Origin of the sequence: Bradyrhizobium sp. Ec3.3 (genome assembly GCF_000472925.1) — a bacterium.
Classification (GTDB): domain Bacteria; phylum Pseudomonadota; class Alphaproteobacteria; order Rhizobiales; family Xanthobacteraceae; genus Bradyrhizobium.
The window spans coordinates 114,739-133,557 of the sequence record NZ_AXAS01000020.1 but is presented as its reverse complement, the minus strand read 5'-3'; the positions used below and the strand labels follow the sequence as shown (position 1 = coordinate 133,557).

The 18,819-nt window shown below is 63.5% G+C and carries 20 protein-coding genes and 1 pseudogene; 9 read left to right on the top strand and 12 right to left on the bottom strand.

What is annotated here, in order from left to right; all coding sequences use genetic code 11:
- Window positions 1-138 precede the first annotated feature (138 nt).
- Both YUU_RS0122045 and YUU_RS0122040 read left to right on the top strand, forming a co-directional pair.
- Window positions 139-6,426 carry a HAMP domain-containing protein gene (locus YUU_RS0122045; RefSeq protein WP_027524360.1) on the top strand — a complete coding sequence of 2,096 codons (6,288 nt, stop codon included), beginning with the start codon at window positions 139-141 and terminating at the stop codon, window positions 6,424-6,426.
- A 13-nt stretch (window positions 6,427-6,439) separates the two neighbouring features.
- Window positions 6,440-7,927 carry an HWE histidine kinase domain-containing protein gene (locus YUU_RS0122040; protein ID WP_027524359.1) on the top strand — a complete coding sequence of 496 codons (1,488 nt, stop codon included), beginning with the start codon at window positions 6,440-6,442 and terminating at the stop codon, window positions 7,925-7,927.
- Here the strand turns inward: YUU_RS0122040 and YUU_RS0122035 are convergent.
- Window positions 7,924-8,145 carry a hypothetical protein gene (locus tag YUU_RS0122035; protein WP_027524358.1) on the bottom strand — a complete coding sequence of 74 codons (222 nt, stop codon included), beginning with the start codon at window positions 8,143-8,145 and terminating at the stop codon, window positions 7,924-7,926. The two genes, YUU_RS0122040 and YUU_RS0122035, sit on opposite strands and share 4 nt — an antisense overlap.
- A 160-nt stretch (window positions 8,146-8,305) precedes the next feature.
- On the opposite strand from YUU_RS0122035, the gene YUU_RS0122030 reads away from it, so the two are divergent.
- Window positions 8,306-8,563 carry a hypothetical protein gene (locus YUU_RS0122030; protein ID WP_027524357.1) on the top strand — a complete coding sequence of 86 codons (258 nt, stop codon included), beginning with the start codon at window positions 8,306-8,308 and terminating at the stop codon, window positions 8,561-8,563.
- A 96-nt stretch (window positions 8,564-8,659) separates the two neighbouring features.
- Window positions 8,660-8,887: a hypothetical protein gene (locus YUU_RS0122025; RefSeq protein ID WP_027524356.1), complete on the top strand. Its 228-nt coding sequence runs from the start codon at window positions 8,660-8,662 to the stop codon at window positions 8,885-8,887.
- 73 nt (window positions 8,888-8,960) lie between these two features.
- Here YUU_RS0122025 and YUU_RS0122020 read toward each other — a convergent pair whose 3' ends face one another.
- Genes YUU_RS0122020 through YUU_RS0122010 form a run of 3 tightly spaced genes read right to left on the bottom strand, consistent with a single transcriptional unit; the run spans window position 8,961 to window position 9,676 of the window.
- On the bottom strand, window positions 8,961-9,161 hold the full coding sequence (locus YUU_RS0122020) for a hypothetical protein (protein ID WP_027524355.1): 201 nt from the start codon (window positions 9,159-9,161) through the stop codon (window positions 8,961-8,963).
- 35 nt (window positions 9,162-9,196) lie between these two features.
- Window positions 9,197-9,421 carry a hypothetical protein gene (locus tag YUU_RS0122015; RefSeq protein ID WP_027524354.1) on the bottom strand — a complete coding sequence of 75 codons (225 nt, stop codon included), beginning with the start codon at window positions 9,419-9,421 and terminating at the stop codon, window positions 9,197-9,199.
- Window positions 9,422-9,436: 15 nt separating this feature from the next.
- A complete protein-coding gene (locus YUU_RS0122010) occupies window positions 9,437-9,676 on the bottom strand; it encodes a hypothetical protein (protein ID WP_027524353.1) in 240 nt (79 codons plus the stop codon).
- A 115-nt stretch (window positions 9,677-9,791) separates the two neighbouring features.
- Between YUU_RS0122010 and YUU_RS0122005 the strand changes: the two genes are divergently transcribed.
- Complete coding sequence (locus tag YUU_RS0122005; protein ID WP_027524352.1) at window positions 9,792-9,986, top strand: DUF3072 domain-containing protein; 195 nt, start codon at window positions 9,792-9,794, stop codon at window positions 9,984-9,986.
- 9 nt (window positions 9,987-9,995) lie between these two features.
- Here YUU_RS0122005 and YUU_RS0122000 read toward each other — a convergent pair whose 3' ends face one another.
- Window positions 9,996-10,199, bottom strand: a complete 204-nt coding sequence (locus tag YUU_RS0122000) for a hypothetical protein (RefSeq protein WP_027524351.1) — start codon at window positions 10,197-10,199, stop codon at window positions 9,996-9,998.
- On the opposite strand from YUU_RS0122000, the gene YUU_RS58820 reads away from it, so the two are divergent.
- Both YUU_RS58820 and YUU_RS61295 read left to right on the top strand, forming a co-directional pair.
- Window positions 10,192-10,428 (top strand): hypothetical protein, encoded by a 237-nt coding sequence (locus tag YUU_RS58820; RefSeq protein ID WP_156944442.1) that lies wholly within the window; start codon window positions 10,192-10,194, stop codon window positions 10,426-10,428. The two genes, YUU_RS0122000 and YUU_RS58820, sit on opposite strands and share 8 nt — an antisense overlap.
- 59 nt (window positions 10,429-10,487) lie before the next feature.
- Window positions 10,488-10,701: pseudogene (locus YUU_RS61295) on the top strand (DUF6496 domain-containing protein); the annotation flags it as partial.
- Window positions 10,702-10,796: 95 nt separating this feature from the next.
- Here the strand turns inward: YUU_RS61295 and YUU_RS51355 are convergent.
- A complete protein-coding gene (locus YUU_RS51355) occupies window positions 10,797-11,159 on the bottom strand; it encodes a hypothetical protein (RefSeq protein ID WP_035663003.1) in 363 nt (120 codons plus the stop codon).
- 337 nt (window positions 11,160-11,496) lie between these two features.
- On the opposite strand from YUU_RS51355, the gene YUU_RS56500 reads away from it, so the two are divergent.
- A complete protein-coding gene (locus tag YUU_RS56500; RefSeq protein WP_084801502.1) occupies window positions 11,497-11,775 on the top strand; it encodes a hypothetical protein in 279 nt (92 codons plus the stop codon).
- 69 nt (window positions 11,776-11,844) lie between these two features.
- Here YUU_RS56500 and YUU_RS0121990 read toward each other — a convergent pair whose 3' ends face one another.
- A complete protein-coding gene (locus YUU_RS0121990; protein WP_027524350.1) occupies window positions 11,845-13,407 on the bottom strand; it encodes a Do family serine endopeptidase in 1,563 nt (520 codons plus the stop codon).
- 203 nt (window positions 13,408-13,610) lie between these two features.
- On the opposite strand from YUU_RS0121990, the gene YUU_RS0121985 reads away from it, so the two are divergent.
- Window positions 13,611-14,447, top strand: a complete 837-nt coding sequence (locus tag YUU_RS0121985) for a universal stress protein (RefSeq protein ID WP_027524349.1) — start codon at window positions 13,611-13,613, stop codon at window positions 14,445-14,447.
- Window positions 14,448-14,462: 15 nt separating this feature from the next.
- Here the strand turns inward: YUU_RS0121985 and YUU_RS0121980 are convergent, their stop codons facing one another.
- The 5 genes from YUU_RS0121980 to YUU_RS0121960 form a co-directional block, all read right to left on the bottom strand.
- Window positions 14,463-14,675 carry a hypothetical protein gene (locus tag YUU_RS0121980; protein ID WP_027524348.1) on the bottom strand — a complete coding sequence of 71 codons (213 nt, stop codon included), beginning with the start codon at window positions 14,673-14,675 and terminating at the stop codon, window positions 14,463-14,465.
- A gap of 490 nt (window positions 14,676-15,165) precedes the next feature.
- Window positions 15,166-15,903 (bottom strand): ribulose-phosphate 3-epimerase, encoded by a 738-nt coding sequence (gene rpe / locus YUU_RS0121975; RefSeq protein WP_027524347.1) that lies wholly within the window; start codon window positions 15,901-15,903, stop codon window positions 15,166-15,168.
- Window positions 15,900-16,826, bottom strand: a complete 927-nt coding sequence (gene cbbX, locus YUU_RS0121970; protein WP_027524346.1) for a CbbX protein — start codon at window positions 16,824-16,826, stop codon at window positions 15,900-15,902. The genes rpe and cbbX overlap by 4 nt, the downstream gene beginning before the upstream one ends.
- Before the next feature lie 100 nt (window positions 16,827-16,926).
- Entirely contained in the window at window positions 16,927-17,328 is a 402-nt protein-coding gene (locus YUU_RS0121965; protein WP_027524345.1) for a ribulose bisphosphate carboxylase small subunit, read from the bottom strand.
- A gap of 11 nt (window positions 17,329-17,339) precedes the next feature.
- Entirely contained in the window at window positions 17,340-18,800 is a 1,461-nt protein-coding gene (locus tag YUU_RS0121960) for a form I ribulose bisphosphate carboxylase large subunit (protein ID WP_027524344.1), read from the bottom strand.
- Window positions 18,801-18,819: the final 19 nt, after the last annotated feature.

Below are 18,819 nucleotides of genomic sequence, written 5' to 3'. Positions count from 1 at the left end.
TTTCGGCCGGGCTGAGCGAGGCAGGTTCCAGTTTTTCATGCTCCAATGGTGCGGCTTGATTTGGAATTTCGCTGACGTTCTATTTCCAAGACTGCGTACTAGCTTTGGATTCGGATACGCACTTGCGGGGGGAATGACATGAGCGATCTCGATCCCGGACCGGTTTCGCAATCTGGTCGCCGCGTCCCCAAACGAAAAGTGAATGCCACTCCGGAAGCCGACCCCCGGCAAGAGTTGCTACTTGCATTGCAAGCCATGCGCAGCGGCGATTTCTCCGTGCGCATGAGCGGCGACTATCTCGGCATCGACGGCAAGATCGCCGACACCTTCAACGAAATCATCGCCGCCAACCAGCGCATGGCACAGCAGCTCGAGCTGGTCGGCCAGGTGGTGGGTCGCGAAGGCAAGACCCGCCAGCGCGTGAAGTTCGGGCTTGCGAGCGGCTCGTGGGCCGATATGGAAGGCTCGGTCAACACGCTGATCGACGATCTTCTGTGGCCGACGCGTGAGGTGACGCGCGCGGTCGCGGCGGTGGCGCAGGGCGACCTGCTGCAAACCGTCAAGCTCGACGTCGACGGCCGCCCCTTGCGCGGCGAATTTCTGCAATCGGCGACCATCGTCAATACCATGATCAAGCAGCTCGGCGTGTTCACCTCCGAGGTGACGCGCGTGGCCCGCGAGGTCGGCACCGAAGGCAAACTCGGCGGCCAGGCCCAGGTGCCGGAAGTGACCGGCGTCTGGAAGGATTTGACCGAGAGCGTCAACTCGATGGCGAACAACCTGACAAACCAGGTGCGCAACCTCGCAGAGGTGACGATCGCGGTGGCCAATGGCGACCTCTCCAAGAAGATCACGGTCGACGTCCGCGGCGAGATTTTGCAGCTCAAGGAAGCCATCAACACGATGGTGGACCAGCTTCGTTCCTTCGCCTCGGAAGTGACGCGCGTGGCGCGCGAGGTCGGCACCGACGGCAAGCTCGGCGGCCAGGCCATCGTGCCCGGCGTCGCCGGCACCTGGAAGGACCTGACCGACTCCGTCAACGCGATGTGCGGCAACCTGACCGCACAGGTGCGCAACATCGCCCACGTGACGACGGCGGTGGCGCGCGGCGACCTGTCCCGCAAGATCACCGTGGACGTGCGCGGCGAAATTCTGGAGCTGAAGGACACCATCAACACCATGGTGGACCAGCTCAACTCCTTTGCATCCGAAGTGACGCGCGTCGCGCGTGAGGTCGGCACCGAAGGCAAGCTCGGCGGCCAGGCCCAGGTGCCTGGTGTGGCCGGCACCTGGAAGGACCTCACCGACAACGTCAACTTCATGGCCTCGAACCTGACGGCGCAGGTCCGCAACATCGCCGACGTCGCGACCGCGATCGCGAGCGGCGACCTCTCCAAGAAGATCACGGTGAACGTGTCGGGCGAGATCCTTCAGCTCAAGGAAACGCTCAACACCATGGTCGACCAGCTCAACGCCTTCGCCGGCGAAGTGACGCGCGTGGCGCGCGAAGTCGGTACCGAAGGGCGGCTCGGCGGCCAGGCCAACGTGCTCGGCGTCGCCGGCACCTGGAAGGACCTGACGGAGAGCGTCAACTCGATGGCGTCGAACCTCACCGCCCAGGTCCGCAACATCGCCGAGGTGACGACGGCGGTCGCGAACGGCGACTTGTCGAAGAAGATCACCGTGGATGTGCGCGGCGAAATCCTGGAGCTGAAGGACACCATCAACACCATGGTGGACCAGCTCAACGCCTTCGCCGGCGAAGTGACGCGCGTGGCGCGCGAGGTCGGCACCGAAGGCAAGCTCGGCGGTCAGGCTCAGGTGCGTGGCGTCGCCGGCACCTGGAAGGACTTGACCGACTCGGTCAACTCGATGGCCTCGAACCTGACCGGCCAAGTCCGCAACATCGCCGAGGTCGCGACCGCTGTGGCCAAGGGCGACCTGTCGAAGAAGATCACCGTGAACGTGTCGGGCGAGATCCTTCAGCTCAAGGAAACGCTCAACACCATGGTCGACCAGCTCAACGCCTTCGCCGGCGAAGTGACGCGCGTCGCGCGTGAGGTCGGCACCGAAGGCAAGCTCGGCGGCCAGGCCAACGTGCTCGGCGTCGCCGGCACCTGGAAGGACCTCACCGAGAGCGTGAACTCGATGGCGGGCAACCTCACCGCCCAGGTCCGCAACATCGCCGAGGTGGCGACTGCCATCGCAGGCGGCGACCTCTCGCGCAAGATCACCGTCGACGTGCGCGGCGAGATCCTTCAGCTCAAGGACACGCTGAACACGATGGTCGACCAGCTCAACCGCTTCGCGGGCGAGGTGACGCGCGTGGCGCGCGAGGTTGGCACCGAAGGCCGTCTCGGCGGCCAGGCCAACGTGCCCGGCGTCGCCGGAACCTGGAAGGACCTCACCGATAGCGTGAACTCGATGGCGGGCAACCTCACCGCCCAAGTCCGCAACATCGCCGAAGTGACGACTGCCGTGGCGCGCGGCGACTTGTCCCGCAAAATCACCGTCGACGTGCGCGGCGAAATCCTCGAGCTGAAGAACACCATCAACACCATGGTGGACCAGCTCAATGCCTTCGCATCGGAAGTGACGCGCGTCGCGCGCGAGGTCGGCACCGAAGGCAAGCTCGGCGGCCAGGCGCAAGTGCCTGAAGTTGCCGGCACCTGGAAGGACCTCACCGACAACGTCAACTTCATGGCGTCCAACCTGACCGCGCAGGTCCGCAACATCGCCGAGGTGGCGACTGCGATCGCGGGCGGTGACCTTTCGAAGAAGATTACGGTCGACGTCCGCGGCGAGATCCTGCTGCTGAAGGACACGCTGAACACGATGGTCGAGCAGCTCCGCTCCTTCGCTGCCGAAGTGACGCGCGTGGCGCGCGAAGTCGGGACCGAGGGACGGCTCGGCGGTCAGGCCGTGGTGCCCGGCGTCGGTGGTACCTGGAAGGACCTCACCGACAACGTCAACTTGCTCGCCGCAAACCTCACCACGCAGGTGCGCAATATCGCCGAGGTCACGACTGCCGTGGCGCGCGGCGACCTGTCCCGCAAGATCACCGTCGACGTGAAGGGCGAGATCCTCGAGCTGAAGAACACCATCAACACCATGGTGGACCAGCTCAACGCCTTCGCCGGCGAGGTCACGCGCGTGGCGCGTGAGGTCGGCACCGAAGGCAAGCTCGGCGGCCAGGCCCAGGTGCCCGGCGTCGCCGGCACCTGGAAGGACCTCACCGACACCGTGAACTTCATGGCGGCGAACCTCACCGAGCAGGTGCGCGGCATCGTCAAGGTCGTGACCGCCGTCGCCAACGGCGACCTCAAGCAGAATCTCACCGTGAAGTCGAAGGGCGAGGTCGCCGCTCTCGGCGACACCATCAACAACATGACCGAGACGCTGGCGACCTTCGCCGACCAGGTGACGTCGGTGGCGCGCGAGGTCGGCGTCGAGGGACGCCTTGGCGGCCAGGCCAACGTGCCGGGCGCCGCCGGCACCTGGAAGGATCTCACCGGCAACGTCAACCTGCTGGCAGCGAACCTCACCTCGCAGGTGCGCGCCATCGCGGAGGTCGCAACTGCCGTGACCAAGGGCGACCTGACCCGGTCGATTCAGGTCGATGCCCGCGGCGAGGTCGCGGAGCTGAAAGACAACATCAACACCATGATCACCAATCTGCGTCTCACCACGGACGTGAACACCGAGCAGGATTGGCTGAAGACGAACCTCGCCAAATTCACCAACATGCTCCAGGGCCAGCGCGACCTCACCACCGTCGGCCGTCTCCTGCTCTCCGAGCTGTCGCCGCTGGTGAACGCCCATACCGGCGTGATCTACCAGATCGAGAACGAGGACAGCCCGCAGCTCCGCCTGCTTGCCTCCTATGCCGGCGACGGTGCCTATCCCTATCCGCAGGTGCTGCAATTCGGTGACGGTCTCGCCGGGCAATGTGCCCTCGACAAGCGCCCGCGCGTGGTTGCGGACATCCCGACCGACGTGGTGCCGATCAACTCGGCGCTGTTGCGCGCGGTGCCGAAGAACCTGGTGGTACTGCCGGTGCTGTTCGAGAGCCAGGTCAAGGCGGTCATCGAGCTCGCCTCGCTCGCCTCATTCACGACCTCGCAAATGACCTTCCTGGAGCAGCTCACGGACTCCATCGGCATCGTGCTCAACTCGATCGAGGCAACGATGCAGACCGAGGGCCTGCTCAAGCAGTCGCAGCAGCTCGCCGGCGAGCTCCAGGCCCAGCAGCGCGAGTTGCGGCAGACCAACGATCAGCTCGAGCAGAAGGCGCAGCAGCTCGCCGAACGCAACGTGGAAGTCGAGCGCAAGAACCAGGAGATCGAACAGGCCCGCCGCGCGCTGGAGGAAAAAGCGACCGAGCTCGCGCTGACCTCGAAGTACAAGTCCGAATTCCTCGCCAATATGAGCCACGAACTGCGCACGCCGCTGAACTCGATCCTGATCCTCGGCCAGCAGCTCACCGACAATCCGGATGGCAACCTCTCGGCCAAGCAAGTCGAGTTCGCCCGCACGATCCACGGTGCCGGCACTGATCTGTTGAACCTGATCAGCGACATTCTCGATCTTTCCAAGATCGAGTCCGGCACGGTGACCGTCGACGCGGAGGAGATCTTGACCGCGAACCTGCTGGAGACCGTCGGACGTCCGTTCCGGCACGAGGCGGAGAACCGTAACCTGTCCTTCAACGTCGAAGTCGATCCGAACCTCGCCCGCAGCATCGTCACCGACTCCAAGCGGCTGCAACAGGTGCTGAAGAACCTGTTGTCGAATGCCTTCAAGTTCACGGCCGACGGCGGCGTACGACTGAAGGTCGCCTGCGCGCTAGGCGGCTGGACGCCGGATCATCCCGTGCTCAACGCTGCGCCGGCAGTGATCGCGTTCGAGGTCACCGATACGGGCATCGGCATTCCCCTGGAGAAGCAGAAGCTGATCTTCGAGGCCTTCCAGCAGGCCGACGCCGGCACCAGCCGCAAATATGGCGGCACCGGCCTTGGGCTCGCCATCAGCCGCGAGCTCGCAAGCCTGCTCGGCGGCGAGATCCACCTGCGCAGCGCGACCGGCAAGGGTTCCACCTTCACGCTGTACCTGCCGCTCAAATATTCAGGACCGACACTCGCGCCACGGACCGCGCCCGCGGCCAACCAGCCGCCCGCGCTCCAGGTGCAGGCAACTGCGCCCGAGCGCGTCATCGAGCAACTGCCCGACGACCGGCTCAATCTCGAACCGGGGGATACCATTCTGCTGATCGTCGAGGACGATCCGCATTACGCTCGCGTGCTGGTCGATCTCGCCCGCGACAAGGGTTTCAAGGTGCTGGTCGCGGCACGCGGCGCTGAAGCCCTGGAGCTCGCCAAGCAATATCAACCGACGGCGGTGTCGCTCGACGTCTTTCTGCCGGACATGCTGGGCTGGACGGTGCTAAGCCAGCTCAAACACAATCCGCTGACCCGCCACATCCCCGTTCAGATCATCACGCTGGACGAGGATCGCCAGCACGCGCTCGCCCGCGGCGCTTTCTCCTTCATCAACAAGCCGACCACGACCGAGGGCGTCTCCGCCGCGCTGACCCAGATCAAGGAATATGCAAGGCCGCGGCGCAAGCGGCTCCTCATCGTCGAGGACAACGAGGCGGAGCAGCTCTCGATCCGCGAGCTGCTGCATCATGACGACATCGAGATCGTGGCGACCGAAACCGGTGCCGGCGCGCTCTCGACGCTGCGCGACGCTCCTTACGACTGCGTGGTGCTGGACCTGCGTCTGCCGGACATGAGCGGCTTCGAGGTGCTGGACCAGATCCGCAGCGACGAGGCACTGTCGAACATTCCGGTCGTGGTCTTCACCGGTCGAGAACTATCGGCCGAAGAGGATGCCGAGCTCCACACCATGGCGCGCAGCATCGTGGTCAAGGGCGTGGAGTCGCCCGAACGCCTGCTCGACGAGACCGCCCTGTTCCTGCACCGGGTGATCACCGAGCTGCCGACCGAAAAGCAGCGCATGCTGGAGAAGCTGAACAGTTCCGACGAGGACCTGATCGGCAAGACCGCGCTGCTCGTCGACGACGATGCCCGCAACATCTTCGCGCTGTCGAGCGTGCTGGAACGGCGCGGCATGAAGGTGCTGACCGCCACCACCGGCCGCGAGGCAGTGGCGCTCGTGCAGTCCAATCCGGATATCGCGATCGTGCTGATGGACATCATGATGCCGCAGATGGATGGCTATCAGACCATCGGCGTGATCCGGGAGAACCCGGCCTTTTTGCGCCTGCCGATCATCGCGCTGACTGCGAAAGCGATGAAGGGCGACCGGGAGAAATGTCTGGAAGCGGGCGCTTCCGACTATCTCGCCAAACCCGTCAACACCGATCAATTGCTGCTTGCGATCCGCATGTGGCTGCATCGCTGAGTGGGATCCGAGTATGGACCACGAAAAGGTCAACATTCTCCTTGTCGACGACCAGCCGGCCAAGCTGCTCGCCTATGAGGTGATCCTGAAGGACCTCGGCGAGAACCTCGTGATCGCCTCGTCCGGTCGCGAGGCACTGGAGATTTTGCTGAAGAGCGAAATCGCGGTGATCCTGGTCGACGTCTGCATGCCCGAGCTCGACGGCTTCGAGCTCGCGGCGATGATCCGCGAGCATCCGCGTTTCCAGAAGATCGCGATGATCTTCATCTCGGCAATCCAGGTGTCCGACATCGATCGCCTGCGCGGCTACGAGATGGGCGCGGTCGACTACGTTCCGGTGCCGGTGGTGCCGGAGGTGCTGCGCGCCAAGATCAAGGTATTCGCCGAGCTCTATCGCAAGACACGCGAGCTCGAGCGGCTGAACCAGGAGCTGGAGGATCGCGTTCGCGCACGCACCGCCGAGCTCGAAAGCTCCACCGCCAAGCTGCTCGAGAGCGAGCAGCGGCGCAGCATGGCGATCGCCGCCGGCAAGATGGGATCCTGGGACTGGGACTGGATCAACGGCGACTGGATGTGGGACGAAGGCCAGTATCGCATCTTCGGCGTCAGCCCGGAGACCTTCGACGTCACCTCGGCCAACGTGCAGGCGCTGCTGCACCCCGACGATGTCGATCAATTCCGCAAGGCGATCGCCGAATTCAACACGGGCGCGCGCGCCTATGAAGCCGAATTCCGCATTCAGCGGCCGGATGGTGAGGTGCGCTGGTGTGTCGGAACGGCGGCGGCAACGCTGGACGGAAACGGTCGCGTGGTGCGGGTGAGCGGCGTCACGGTCGACATCACCGAGCGCAAGCGCGCCGAGGAGCGGCAGAACCTGCTCGCCCGCGAAGTCGATCACCGCGCCAAGAACGCCCTGGCACTCGCGCAATCAATCGTCCGGCTGACCCGCGCCGACGACGTCAAGACCTACGTCAATGCCGTCGAAGGACGCATCAATGCGCTGGCACGCGTGCACACCATTCTGTCGCTGTCGAGCTGGCAAGGCGCCGAGATCAGCAAGCTGATCGAGGAGGAGCTCGCGCCCTATTCGCTCGGCGGCCAGATCCGTCTATCGGGTCCCGAAGTGCAGCTCGTGCCTGCTACCGCGCAAACGCTGGCGCTGGCGCTGCACGAGCTGTTCACCAATTCGGCCAAATACGGTGCGCTGTCGACGCGGTCGGGGAGGCTTGCGATCGGCTGGGAGGTGAATGGCGAGATGCTCGCGCTGACCTGGGAGGAATCCGGAGGGCCGCTGGTCAGGCAGCCGAAGGCGCGCGGCTTCGGCACCAAGAGCTTGCTCGCGAGCGTAGAGTCCCAGCTCGGCGGACAGGCGCAATTCGATTGGCGCGCCGAGGGCCTGCTGTGCCGCCTCGAAGTGCCCCTGACGCGAAAGGCGACACTGCCGGCGGCCGAAAATTTCGACGCTGCGATCGCCGGCGAATTGCAGCGCGCCTCAGGCTAGCGGCGGGCGCGCACCCTTACCGCCTGCATCTGCAACGGCGCATCCGCGATGCGCCCCTCGAGCCAGGCTTCGCTCCGTTCCAGATCGCGCAAGGCCATCGCATAGCATCGCGCTGCGCGCTGCTCCGCGCCACGCGGCAGCGTGCGCGCCTTGCGCAACATTTCCGCCGCCGCGTTGCGATAGGCAAGCGAGCGGTACAGAAAGATCACCTTTCCCATGATCGAGCTTTCCATGTCGTTGCTTCAGTCTCGATCCTCTCAGACCTCGCATGAACGCCAGCTGAAGATCGCGCACTATGAATATTTGTTCAGGAAGATGCGGTGTTCGAGGAACTCGCGATGATCCGGTGCGTTTTCAGGATGATTGTCGAGGACGGCAATGCGAGCGCGAAAATCGCCACGTTTGGTTTCGACGGCAGGCGCCATCACGTTGATGACGCAGGCGATGATGGGTGCGGCCCTCGGGCTTATCTTTGGCCTCGCGCTGGTGCTCATCAATCCTGCCGTTGCGGCGCTGCTCAAGGCTGGCGGAAGCCCGACCATTTTCGTGTTCGTCATCACGCTCGTGACGAGCTTTGCGATCGGCGCAACGCTGACGGGCGCCGTGTTCGTTTTGATGGATGACAAGGAAACTTGAAGCACGCGCAACGGCGCATGTCGCGCTCGCGCTGGAACTCTCGCACCCAATCGCTGTTGGCTCCCTGCGTCAATTTAACTCAAGGGAGTTCCGCGCATGAAGAAGACCCATCTCGGCTTAGCCGTAATCGTGGCAGCCGGCCTCGCCGCCGCGCCGTTTGCCGCCGAGGCGATGTCCAACAAGACCAAGCATCATAAGTCCATGACGTCGTCGCAGACCACGACCGGTGCGAACATGAAGTCCAGCGGCGGTGCCGCCAATCCGTCGAGCCAGGGCAATGTCGGCCCGGGCACCAATCAAGCCGGCAGCATGCCCAGCAAGTGAGCCCATTTACGCCTTTGAGAAGCCCCGCGCGCCGCGGGGCTTTCTTCTTGATCGGCGGATGCGAGCGACGCCGCTAGCGCCACATCGTCGGCGCGCGGTTGAGCGCATCGCGGCCAGCTCGCCTGAGGTCGTCGGCCGAGCAGCACCCCATCCGGATCATCTCGAGAACTGTCGCGGCGACGCGCTCGCGCGCGGCCGTCTCGGATGTGGGGATGTCCGTGCAGACCTCATCAAGAACCGCGCGCAGCAGAGCTGTCGTCTCGGTATCCGACATCGGAAGGCTCCGGCACGTCGCGTGACGTGTCTGACTTAGCCGCGTCGGATGTCAGGAATGTTAAGGCCGGATCGGTCCTGCGCTGCGCTTTGCGGCTCGCGCTTCACGAGCGTTTCGAGCATCGCGCGCTTGCGCGCGATCAAAAGCTGGGCTGCGGCATCGTCGAGGCCGGCACGCTGCAACTGGCGGATGGCCAACCCAAGTTCGAGGATCTCGGCGCGCAGTTTCAGAATCCGGTACGCGTCCGGGTCCTCATCCACGGCGAGCCCCCGGCTTCACCGGCGCACGGCCATGTGGGCCGCTTTGTGACCGTTCTTCTTGGGATCGTTCTTGACGTTCGCGCGGAGACTCATCCGCTCGCCAATATTGGGCAGGAGATCGCCGCCGCCGGCCGCCTTCCAGTCAGCGATCAGCCGCTTCATGTCCTGGCGCAGTCCGAGCAATCGAAGCGCGCTTTCGTTGCAATCGCGATCACGGTTGACGAGGTCGCGCACCGACGCCTCAAGGTCCACCATCTCGGACCTTAATGTACTGATTTTACGACGAATTTCATTAATTCTGTTGTCCATGGCTTGTTAGAACAAAATAAGAACATATAGTCAAGTCACGATTCAGGGATGGAGAGTGGAAATGCGAGTGGAAGGTAAATACGACGCCAAGGATTTCCTCGCCGCGCAGATGACGCGGGCCCAGGTCCTGCGGCTGCGGCGGCTGAGCGAGGAGGCCTATCAGCCAAGCCAGTATGCGAGGGATCTCAGCTTCGACGAGGCCGCAAAACGCATCCAGGCGCTGGAGGCCGAGATCGAGCTTGCCAACTCGTTCTGAGGTGCCGGATCACTTCCGCGCAAAGGCTCCCTTGAGGAAGCAGAGCCCGTCATAGGTGAGCCGCGCCTCGCCGGTCTCGCCTCTGGCAATCTCTGATTCGAGGAAGGTCTCGAGCTCAGGGAGGGTGCGTTCGAATTTGTCGCGCGCGCCCATCATCTCGCAGGTCTCGCGGATGCGTTCGATCGGCTTGTCGAGGATATTGATCGTGACCATGGCGAACAATTCGCGCTGCTGCCAGTCCGTTCCCCGCGGGGTGATTTTGTTCTCTGTCGCGCGTCAGCCGCCGGCAGTCACGCGTGTCGTTGTCGCTATTGAGGAATCCTGTCACCGCGTCCGGCTAAAGCGCGATGAGATTGGGCTGAATCGTCATCGCGCTTTAGGTTATTGTTTGAGCATGATCTTTTCGGAAAACCGCTTCACACTTTTCCGGATCATGCTCTAGGCAAGTGACAAGGAACCATGCGCAGGCGAAAGCGGTTCTCTCGCCATGGGAGGATGCTCATGGCACGCAAGGCAAAGAAACGGCGCTATTCGAGGAGCTCCGGCAAGGATGTCGAAAGCGAGATGCGCCGCTACAAGAAAGGCACGGCCAAGAGCGGTCGTGGCGGACGCGGTGGACGCGTGAAGAGCCGCAAGCAGGCGATCGCAATCGGCCTGTCGAAGGCGCGCAAGAAGGGCAAGAAGGTCCCGAAGAAGAAGACGTCGAAGCGCAGGGCTCGAAGAAGAAGTCGAGCAAGAAGCGCTCCCGGTGAGACGAAATTCGGTGGCGCGCGAAGCTCCCGTGCGCCGCCCGAGGTCGATACGTGTCCTTTAGATCATGGTGCCGGGCATGAAGCAGCGGATCGAAATCCCGAACGCAGTCTTCACGGGCCATACCATGGTTCGCCCGGCCCGATTGGGCTCGGTGATGACGGCCTCATCGGGCACCTCGACCCACTGACCGTCGATGCGCACGCGATAGTGCCCCCCATACGATTCCCAATCGGGGTCAGCGACCGCCACGCCATCGGCATCTGAGCAACATGGACCGAGGTGGCTGCGCAGGCTGTCGAACCATGGCTTGAGCGGGGAATCCGTATAACGTCCGTCGTCGCGACCCAGCGCACTTTGGGTGCAGAGCACAAGCGGCACCAGCAGTAACGCGCCCCTGCTGAAGGCCTTCAATCGATCCATCGTTGGCACCGATTCCTGACGAGGTCCGGTTCCACAAAGCGCCCCCCCCTCTTGGAGTTCCGCTGATGCAACCATCCTCGCCCGTCGAGCCGCAAAAGGCGACTCACGACCTGCTTGAGTGAATGTGAATTTTTGGGCCGAACCCTGTCCGCAACAGATCCGTTAACGCGAATGTTATCGGGCGGTGCCGGCTTATCCCCTCAAATGGACGGCTCTCCGCAGGTTCGCGCGACCGTCGCGGAACGCGGGCCAATCTCCGGATGAAACTCGTGACGTTCCCGAAACGGTTGTCCGCGGCAGGTGTTGACCTGCCGTGTGAAGACAACGGAGACAGCACATGAACTGGAAACGATTGGCCGCAGCCGCAGTCCTCACCACCGCAATGGCGGCGCCTGCATTGGCGCAGGAGCCTCACGCGCGATCGATGAGCGCAAGGCACCATGGGCAGGTTTACTATCATGAGGGCTCAGGCTTTTGGCCGGGCGACGTAGCCGCCGGCGTGGTCGGCGGCGCGATCGGAACGGCAGGCGCGATTGCGACCGCACCGTTCCGCGGCGGGTATTGCGAACCCGGCATGACCTATATAGGCCCAGACGGCTTGCGACACCGCTGTTAGTAAGCACAGCCGATACGAAAGAGGCGGCCGCGAGGCCGCCTCTTTTATTGTTGCGTGATCTCTCTTTGCTTAGGCGAGCGGCACCGCGACGAACTTCGTCGCCTCCGCGCTCTTCACCTGCAGCAGCACGCTGCGCTTGCCAGCGGATTTCGCCTGCTTCAACTCAGTCCGGACGTCATCGATGCTGGCGACGGCCTTGCCGCCGACATTGAGGATGACATCTCCGGTCTGGATGCCGCGGCTTGCCGCCGGGCCTTCCGGATCAACGGAGGTGACGACGACACCCTTCTGGCCCGCGCCCTGCACGTCGCCGGCCGGTGCGAGGCTGAGGCCGAGACGCGGCGTTCCGGCGGTCGACTGACCTTCGTCCGCCTTGTCATTCGCCTTCCCATTCGCCTTGGCCTGACGCTCGTTCGGGAGCTCGCCGAGATTCACGCTCACGGTCTTGCTCTCGCCCTTGTGCCAGACGTCGAGCTTCACCGAGCTGCCCGGCGCCATCGTGCCGATGGTACGGGCGAGATCGCGGGAGTCCTTGATCGCGGTGCCATTGACGGCGGTGATGACGTCACCGGCCTCGATTCCGGCCTTGGACGCCGGGCTGTTGTCCTGCGGGGTATCGACGATCGCGCCGCGGGCTTCCTTCAGCCCGAGGCTGTCGGCGATATCAGCCGTCACCGGCTGCACCTGGACGCCGAGCCAGCCACGCGTGACCGAGCCGTTGTCCTTGAGCTGGGCGACGACGAGCTTTGCGGTGTTGGCCGGGATGTCGAATCCGATGCCGACCGAGCCGCCGGACGGCGAGAAGATCGCAGTATTCACGCCGATCACGTTGCCGTTCATGTCGAAGGCGGGACCGCCGGAATTACCCTTGTTGATGGGCGCGTCGATCTGGATGTAGTCGTCATAGGGGCCGGCGCCGATGTCGCGGCCGTTGGCCGAGACGATACCCGCCGTCACCGTGCCGCCGAGGCCGAACGGATTACCGACGGCAACCACCCAGTCGCCGATCCGCGGGCGCTGCTCGGAGAATTTTACGAACGGAAAATCCTTCTTGCCGTCGACCTTGATCAACGCGAGGTCGGTCTTCGGATCGGTGCCGACGACCTTGGCCGTGTAGATCGTACCGTCGTCCGCCGTCACCTGCACGGACTGGGCGTGGTCGACGACGTGATTGTTGGTCACCGCATAGCCGTCGGCCGAGATGAAGAAGCCCGAGCCTTCGCCGGTGATCACGCGGTGGCGCTGCGGCATGCCGTTGGGCATTTGCTGCATGCCCTTCGGCAGGCGGAAGCCGAACTCCTTCGGGAACTGATCGAAAGGTGAATCCTCATCCGAATCCATCCGGTTTTGCTGCAGCATCGCATTCTTGTCGGTCTGGTCGATCTTGACGCGCACCGAGATCACGGCGGGCTTCACCTTGGCCACCAGATCGGCAAAACCGGGTGGGGTCGGCGTCGTCTCGGCGGCGAGCGCTGGCGAGGTGAAGGACGCGCCGGCAAACGGCGAGTATCCGTTCGAAGCACCGGCAAGCACGGCAACGCCGAGCGCGGCCACGGTACCGAGCAGCGCGAGGCGCCGGGGTTTCAGGATCGCACGCGGCCTGGCGGAATCGGGATTGATGTGATCGTTCATGTCGAAATGTCCATGTTGGTAGCAGTCGCCTTGCTCCCAACATTGACGACACAACATTACGACGTCCCGTCCACGCGATTAATTCTTGGCAAAGAAAGCTGCGACGAGCAGCCGCGGGTGACGGCGCTTGATGCAGGTCAACGCACATCGAGGGATCGGTGAAAAATTACGGCGTGGAAATGATCTCCGCCGGAGGCGCCGCCATGATCAAGGACATTCTCGTCCACATCCCGACCGAACGACCCATGCGCCCGGTCATCGATGGCTCGGTGTCGCTCGCCGCCGGCTTCAACGCTCATCTCGATGCGGTCTCGGTCGGCTATGTCGCAACCAGCACGGCCTATGTGATGGAAGGCGGCGCGGCCGTGGCCGCGGTGTTCGAGATGGAGCGCGAACGAGCGACGGAGCGCGCCGAGACGGCGCTCGCGGTATTCGAGACGGAAGCCGGGCATGCCGGCATTTCCCATAGCTGCCACCCGGTCGGTGCGATCCCGGCGGATGCGATCGACATGGTCGGCGCGATGGCACGGCTCCACGATCTCAGCGTCGTGCTGCAGCCCGATGCAGATCATGGATCCTTCGACAGCGACCTGCCGCAGGAGATTCTGTTCCAGGCGGGCGGACCGGTGCTGTTCCTGCCACATATCTTCCGCGGCACCTTCAAGACACGGCGAATCGGCATCGCCTGGGATGGCAGCCGCGTTGCGGCGCGCGCAGTGCGCGACGCGATGCCGTTCCTGTCGCGGGCCGCGGAGATCGTCATCATGACGGTGAACGAGGCGACGTCAGCGCCGGGCGCGGCTCCGGCGGATCAGCTTGCAAGACATCTGGCACGGCTCGGGCTGGAAGCCCGCATCGTCAGCCTGTCGGCGAGCCGCGCCGACATTCAGCCGACGATCCTGTCGCTCGCGGCCGACGAGAGCCTCGATCTGCTGGTGATGGGCGGCTATGGCCATTCGCGCTTGCAAGAGCGCGTGCTAGGCGGCGTCACCCGCGCGATGCTGCAAACTATGACGATCCCGACGCTGATGTCGCATTAGCGCGAACTTTGCGCTTCACGCGGCGGCAGTGTGCTGCCACTCTGCCGGGGCTGCTGCGTCGTCAGCGCCTTGCGTATTGCAGGCGTCGAAGTGAGCCTTCAGCTCCGCTTCGGCGAGATGTTCGAAATGCTCGGCCTGGCCGAGAAGATCCCAGCTCTGCAGGGGTCGATATGCCGCCTGCTGACGGCACAAGGACGCCAGAGCACGGTACCGACGCACGTTCTCCATGAGAATCTCCCACCTTGGCTACGCCCGGCTTATTTCGCCGGTTTGCGTCACACTGATTGCACTCGTGCGAAACATTTGCTGCGTGGACCACTCTTTCCTTGAAAGAGTTAACGCGGACATCGGCCCGTTGGCATTGCCCTGGGTCAAACTTTGGGGAAAGTTTCGCCGAGACTGTATTTTGATCATGCCACAAAGTTGCGGCATCTGTGGGGCAAGTCACAGCCAAATGCAGCAATTTTGGCTATGAGTTCCTCCGTATGGCCGCAAACAAGGTAACGGCGGTACACTGGTGCTGCGACAGGCACGCAGCTCGCGACTTCTCGAGCCGCACGGAACCGGAACCGGCGGCTTTTTCATTTGGAGCGGTGATGGCCGTGACGGCGCTGTTGCAGCGCGGCGATCGCGTCTATCGCATCCAAATACCTTTCCATCACGTGGATGCCCGACCAAGTAGCCCTGCATCGCCCCGAAGGCGTCGCGTGACCCGCGGTTATCGAACCAATTCGCTCTCGCCAGCCCGCGCCAGCGAAGCCGAACCCAGTTGCAGCTTCGGAACCCGGCCAGCTTGCGCAGCAACGCGGATCGCGGCGATGTTGTTCGCGTAGTCGGCGCTGCCGTTGCCGCGGAACACCGCCGATCCCGCCACCAGCGTATCCGCGCCGGCAGCCGCAACGGCGGCCGCGTTGTCGCGCGTGACGCCGCCATCGACCTCGAGCCGGATCGGCCGGTCGCCGATCATCGCGCGGATGCGCTGGATCTTCGTAATCTGCGATCCGAGGAACGATTGCCCGCCGAAGCCCGGATTGACCGTCATCACAAGGATGAGGTCGACGCGATCGAGCACATATTCGATAGCTGATTCCGGCGTTGCCGGGCACAGGCTCACGCCGGCCTTCTTGCCGAGCGCCCGGATTGCCTGCAAGGAGCGATCGAGATGCGGCCCCGCTTCGGCATGGACCGTGATGATGTCGGCACCGGCTTTCGCGAAAGCTTCGAGATAGGGATCCGCCGGCGCGATCATCAGATGGACGTCGAACGTCTTGCTCGTAAACGGCCTGATCGCCTTGATCACGTCGGCACCGAAACTGATATTGGGTACAAAATGCCCGTCCATCACGTCGCAATGGATCCAGTCGGCGCCGGCCGCATCCATCGCAGCGATCTCTTCCCCGAGCCTCGCGAAATTCGCCGCCAGGATCGACGGCGCAATGATGATTTCCCTTGTCATGGCTTTGCGCTCCGCGCGTCAGATCCGCCGCTGAACACGCGGCTGGCCAGCACGTCCGAGGAATCGATGGTCTCGAGGTCCGCGACCCCCAGCATGCGGTCGAGATCGGCAACCAGCCGGTCGGCCTGGCGCAACCGGATGCGGTCGACGGCGTTGCGGATCGAGCGCGCATTTGAGAAGAACGGCTGCGTTCGGCGCAGCGCGATATACTTTTCGAAAGCCTCGCGCGCGGCAGTCGAGAAGCGATATCCCCGCTCCTGCAACATCAAGTCCGCAATAAAGAGCAATTCCTGTTCGGAATAGTCGGGAAATTCGATGTGGTGGGCGATGCGCGAGCGGAAGCCTGGATTGGAGGCAAAGAAATTCGTCATCCGCTCGCCATACCCGGCGAGGATGACCACGAGGTCCTCACGTTGGTTCTCCATCACCTGGAGCAGGATCTCGATCGCCTCCTGGCCGTAGTCGCGCTCATTGTCGGGCCGGTGCAGGTAGTAGGCCTCGTCGATGAACAGCACGCCGCCCATCGCCTTCTTCAATATCTCCTTGGTCTTCGGCGCAGTATGGCCGATATATTGCCCGACGAGATCGTCGCGCGTTACCGAGATCACCTGCCCGCGCCGCACGAAGCCGAGACCGTGAAGGATCTTTGCCATGCGCAGCGCGACTGTGGTCTTGCCGGTGCCGGGATTGCCGGTGAAGGACATGTGCAAGGTCGGCGGCGCGGCGACGAGGCCCGCACGCTGCCGTATCCGCTCGATGAGGAGGAGCGAGGCGATCTGACGCACGCGGTTCTTGACCGGCTTCAACCCGATCAGCTCCTGATCGAGCTCGCGCAGCGTCTCGGTGATTCCTGCGGCTTCAGCCTCCTTGCGGAGATCGAATGCGGCTTCACTGGTCTCTGTCTTTTGCGGCACATCAAGCATGGGCATCTCGAAGAAAGGGGCTTCGCCGCGAACAGGCGGCGAAGCAGTTGTCCGCCAAGGGAGCGGAGCAGGGAGAGCTCCGCGCGGAAACGAATGCTGTCTAGGCCGAAGCGTGCTCAACCGGCTTGCGGACGGTGGTGTACCGGATCGCGCGTCCCTCCTGCCGCACCAGCTCGAATTCAGCCTCCTGCTTCGGCCGGTTCACGAGGAACGAGATCCGCACCGATTCCCAGCCATGGCTGGAATCGAAGCCACTTATGCGGATGTAACGATCGCCATACACCCTGCGGCATTCGGCGAGCTCCATCATCACACCGGCGGCGTCGGCAAGATCGAACATCGGCAGGCCCCACATCTCCCAATAGGTGTTGCGGGGATGCGGATCGTCGGTGAACTCGATATTCACGGCCCAGCCGTTGGCGAGGCAGTACTGCACCTGCTTGTAGATCTGATCGTCGGTGAGATCAGGCAGGAAGGAAAAACACCCTTGCGTCAACTTCATCTCATGTCTCCTCAAACGGATTCCAGCGCGGTCGGCACGAAGTCCGGCGTGTCGGTGGATTGGTAGTTGAAGGTGACGTCCTTCCAGACGTCGAGCGCGGCCTTCAGCGGCGTGCAAGTCTGTGCCGCCTTGGCCAGGATCTCCGGCCCTTCATGGACGTAGTCGCGACCCTCGTTGCGGGCGAGGATCATCGCTTCCAGCGCCACGCGGTTGGCTGTCGCGCCCGCCGCAATCCCCATGGGATGACCAATCGTGCCGCCGCCGAATTGCAGCACGACGTCCTCACCCAGCAAATCGAGGAGCTGGTGCATCTGGCCGGCATGAATGCCGCCGGAAGCGACCGGCATCATCTTGTTCAGGCTCGCCCAGGGTTGGTCAAAGAACAGGCCGTGCTCGAGCCTCAATGGGTTGAAGTCCTCGCGGCAGACGTCGTAATAGCCGCGCGTGGTGTTGGGGTCGCCCTCGAGCTTGCCGACCACCGTGCCGGCATGGATGTGGTCGACACCGGCAAGCCTCATCCACTTGGCGATGACGCGGAACGACACACCGTGACTCTTCTGCCGCGTATAGGTCGAGTGACCGGCGCGGTGCAGATGCAGGATCATGTCGTTGCGGCGCGCCCATTTCGCCATGGATTGGATCGCGGTGTAGCCGATCACGAGGTCGATCATGACGATGACCGAGCCGAGCTCCTTGGCGAACTCCGCGCGCTCATACATGTCCTCCATCGTCGCGGCGGTGACGTTGAGGTACGTGCCCTTCACCTCGCCCGAGGCGGCCTGCGCGCGGTTGACAGCCTCCATGCAGTAGAGGAAGCGGTCACGCCAATGCATGAAGGGCTGCGAGTTGATGTTCTCGTCGTCCTTGGTGAAGTCGAGCCCACCTTTCAACGCCTCATAGACGACGCGGCCATAATTGCGGCCCGAGAGACCGAGCTTCGGCTTCACCGTTGCCCCTAACAGCGGCCGGCCGAACTTGTCGAGGCGTTCGCGCTCGACCACGATGCCGGTTGCGGGCCCCTGGAACGTCTTCACATAGGCGACCGGGAAGCGCATGTCCTCGAGCCGCAAGGCCTTCAGCGGCTTGAAGCCGAAGACGTTGCCGATGATCGAGGCCGAGAGGTTCGCGATCGAGCCCGGCTCGAACAGGTCGAGGTCGTAGGCAATATAGGCGAAATACGAGCCCGGCGTGCCCGGCACCGGATCGACGCGATAGCACTTGGCGCGATATTTCTCCGCCGCGGTCAGACGATCGGTCCACACCACCGTCCACGTCGCGGTCGAGGATTCGCCGGCCACGGCCGCCGAAGCCTCGATCGGGTCGACGCCCTCCTGCGGCGTCACGCGGAACAGCGCGATGACGTCAGTGTCCTTCGGCACATAGTCGGGCTCCCAATAACCCATGCGCTTGTATTCCATGACGCCCGAGCGATAGCGCTCTTTGCCGCGGACCGTGCCTGCATGTGCGTTCATGTCTCTCTCCTGTTCTTCT

What these genes read in the sequence shown, in the direction of transcription:
- YUU_RS0122045 (WP_027524360.1), top strand. Translation starts at nt 139, where the DNA reads ATGAGCGATCTCGATCCCGGACCGGTTTCGCAATCTGGTCGCCGCGTC.
- YUU_RS0122040 (WP_027524359.1), top strand. Translation starts at nt 6,440, where the DNA reads ATGGACCACGAAAAGGTCAACATTCTCCTTGTCGACGACCAGCCGGCC.
- YUU_RS0122035 (WP_027524358.1), bottom strand. Translation starts at nt 8,145, where the DNA reads ATGGGAAAGGTGATCTTTCTGTACCGCTCGCTTGCCTATCGCAACGCG.
- YUU_RS0122030 (WP_027524357.1), top strand. Translation starts at nt 8,306, where the DNA reads ATGCGAGCGCGAAAATCGCCACGTTTGGTTTCGACGGCAGGCGCCATC.
- YUU_RS0122025 (WP_027524356.1), top strand. Translation starts at nt 8,660, where the DNA reads ATGAAGAAGACCCATCTCGGCTTAGCCGTAATCGTGGCAGCCGGCCTC.
- YUU_RS0122020 (WP_027524355.1), bottom strand. Translation starts at nt 9,161, where the DNA reads ATGTCGGATACCGAGACGACAGCTCTGCTGCGCGCGGTTCTTGATGAG.
- YUU_RS0122010 (WP_027524353.1), bottom strand. Translation starts at nt 9,676, where the DNA reads ATGGTGGACCTTGAGGCGTCGGTGCGCGACCTCGTCAACCGTGATCGC.
- YUU_RS0122005 (WP_027524352.1), top strand. Translation starts at nt 9,792, where the DNA reads ATGCGAGTGGAAGGTAAATACGACGCCAAGGATTTCCTCGCCGCGCAG.
- YUU_RS0122000 (WP_027524351.1), bottom strand. Translation starts at nt 10,199, where the DNA reads ATGGTCACGATCAATATCCTCGACAAGCCGATCGAACGCATCCGCGAG.
- YUU_RS51355 (WP_035663003.1), bottom strand. Translation starts at nt 11,159, where the DNA reads ATGGATCGATTGAAGGCCTTCAGCAGGGGCGCGTTACTGCTGGTGCCG.
- YUU_RS56500 (WP_084801502.1), top strand. Translation starts at nt 11,497, where the DNA reads ATGAACTGGAAACGATTGGCCGCAGCCGCAGTCCTCACCACCGCAATG.
- YUU_RS0121990 (WP_027524350.1), bottom strand. Translation starts at nt 13,407, where the DNA reads ATGAACGATCACATCAATCCCGATTCCGCCAGGCCGCGTGCGATCCTG.
- YUU_RS0121985 (WP_027524349.1), top strand. Translation starts at nt 13,611, where the DNA reads ATGATCAAGGACATTCTCGTCCACATCCCGACCGAACGACCCATGCGC.
- YUU_RS0121980 (WP_027524348.1), bottom strand. Translation starts at nt 14,675, where the DNA reads ATGGAGAACGTGCGTCGGTACCGTGCTCTGGCGTCCTTGTGCCGTCAG.
- rpe (WP_027524347.1), bottom strand. Translation starts at nt 15,903, where the DNA reads ATGACAAGGGAAATCATCATTGCGCCGTCGATCCTGGCGGCGAATTTC.
- cbbX (WP_027524346.1), bottom strand. Translation starts at nt 16,826, where the DNA reads ATGCTTGATGTGCCGCAAAAGACAGAGACCAGTGAAGCCGCATTCGAT.
- YUU_RS0121965 (WP_027524345.1), bottom strand. Translation starts at nt 17,328, where the DNA reads ATGAAGTTGACGCAAGGGTGTTTTTCCTTCCTGCCTGATCTCACCGAC.
- YUU_RS0121960 (WP_027524344.1), bottom strand. Translation starts at nt 18,800, where the DNA reads ATGAACGCACATGCAGGCACGGTCCGCGGCAAAGAGCGCTATCGCTCG.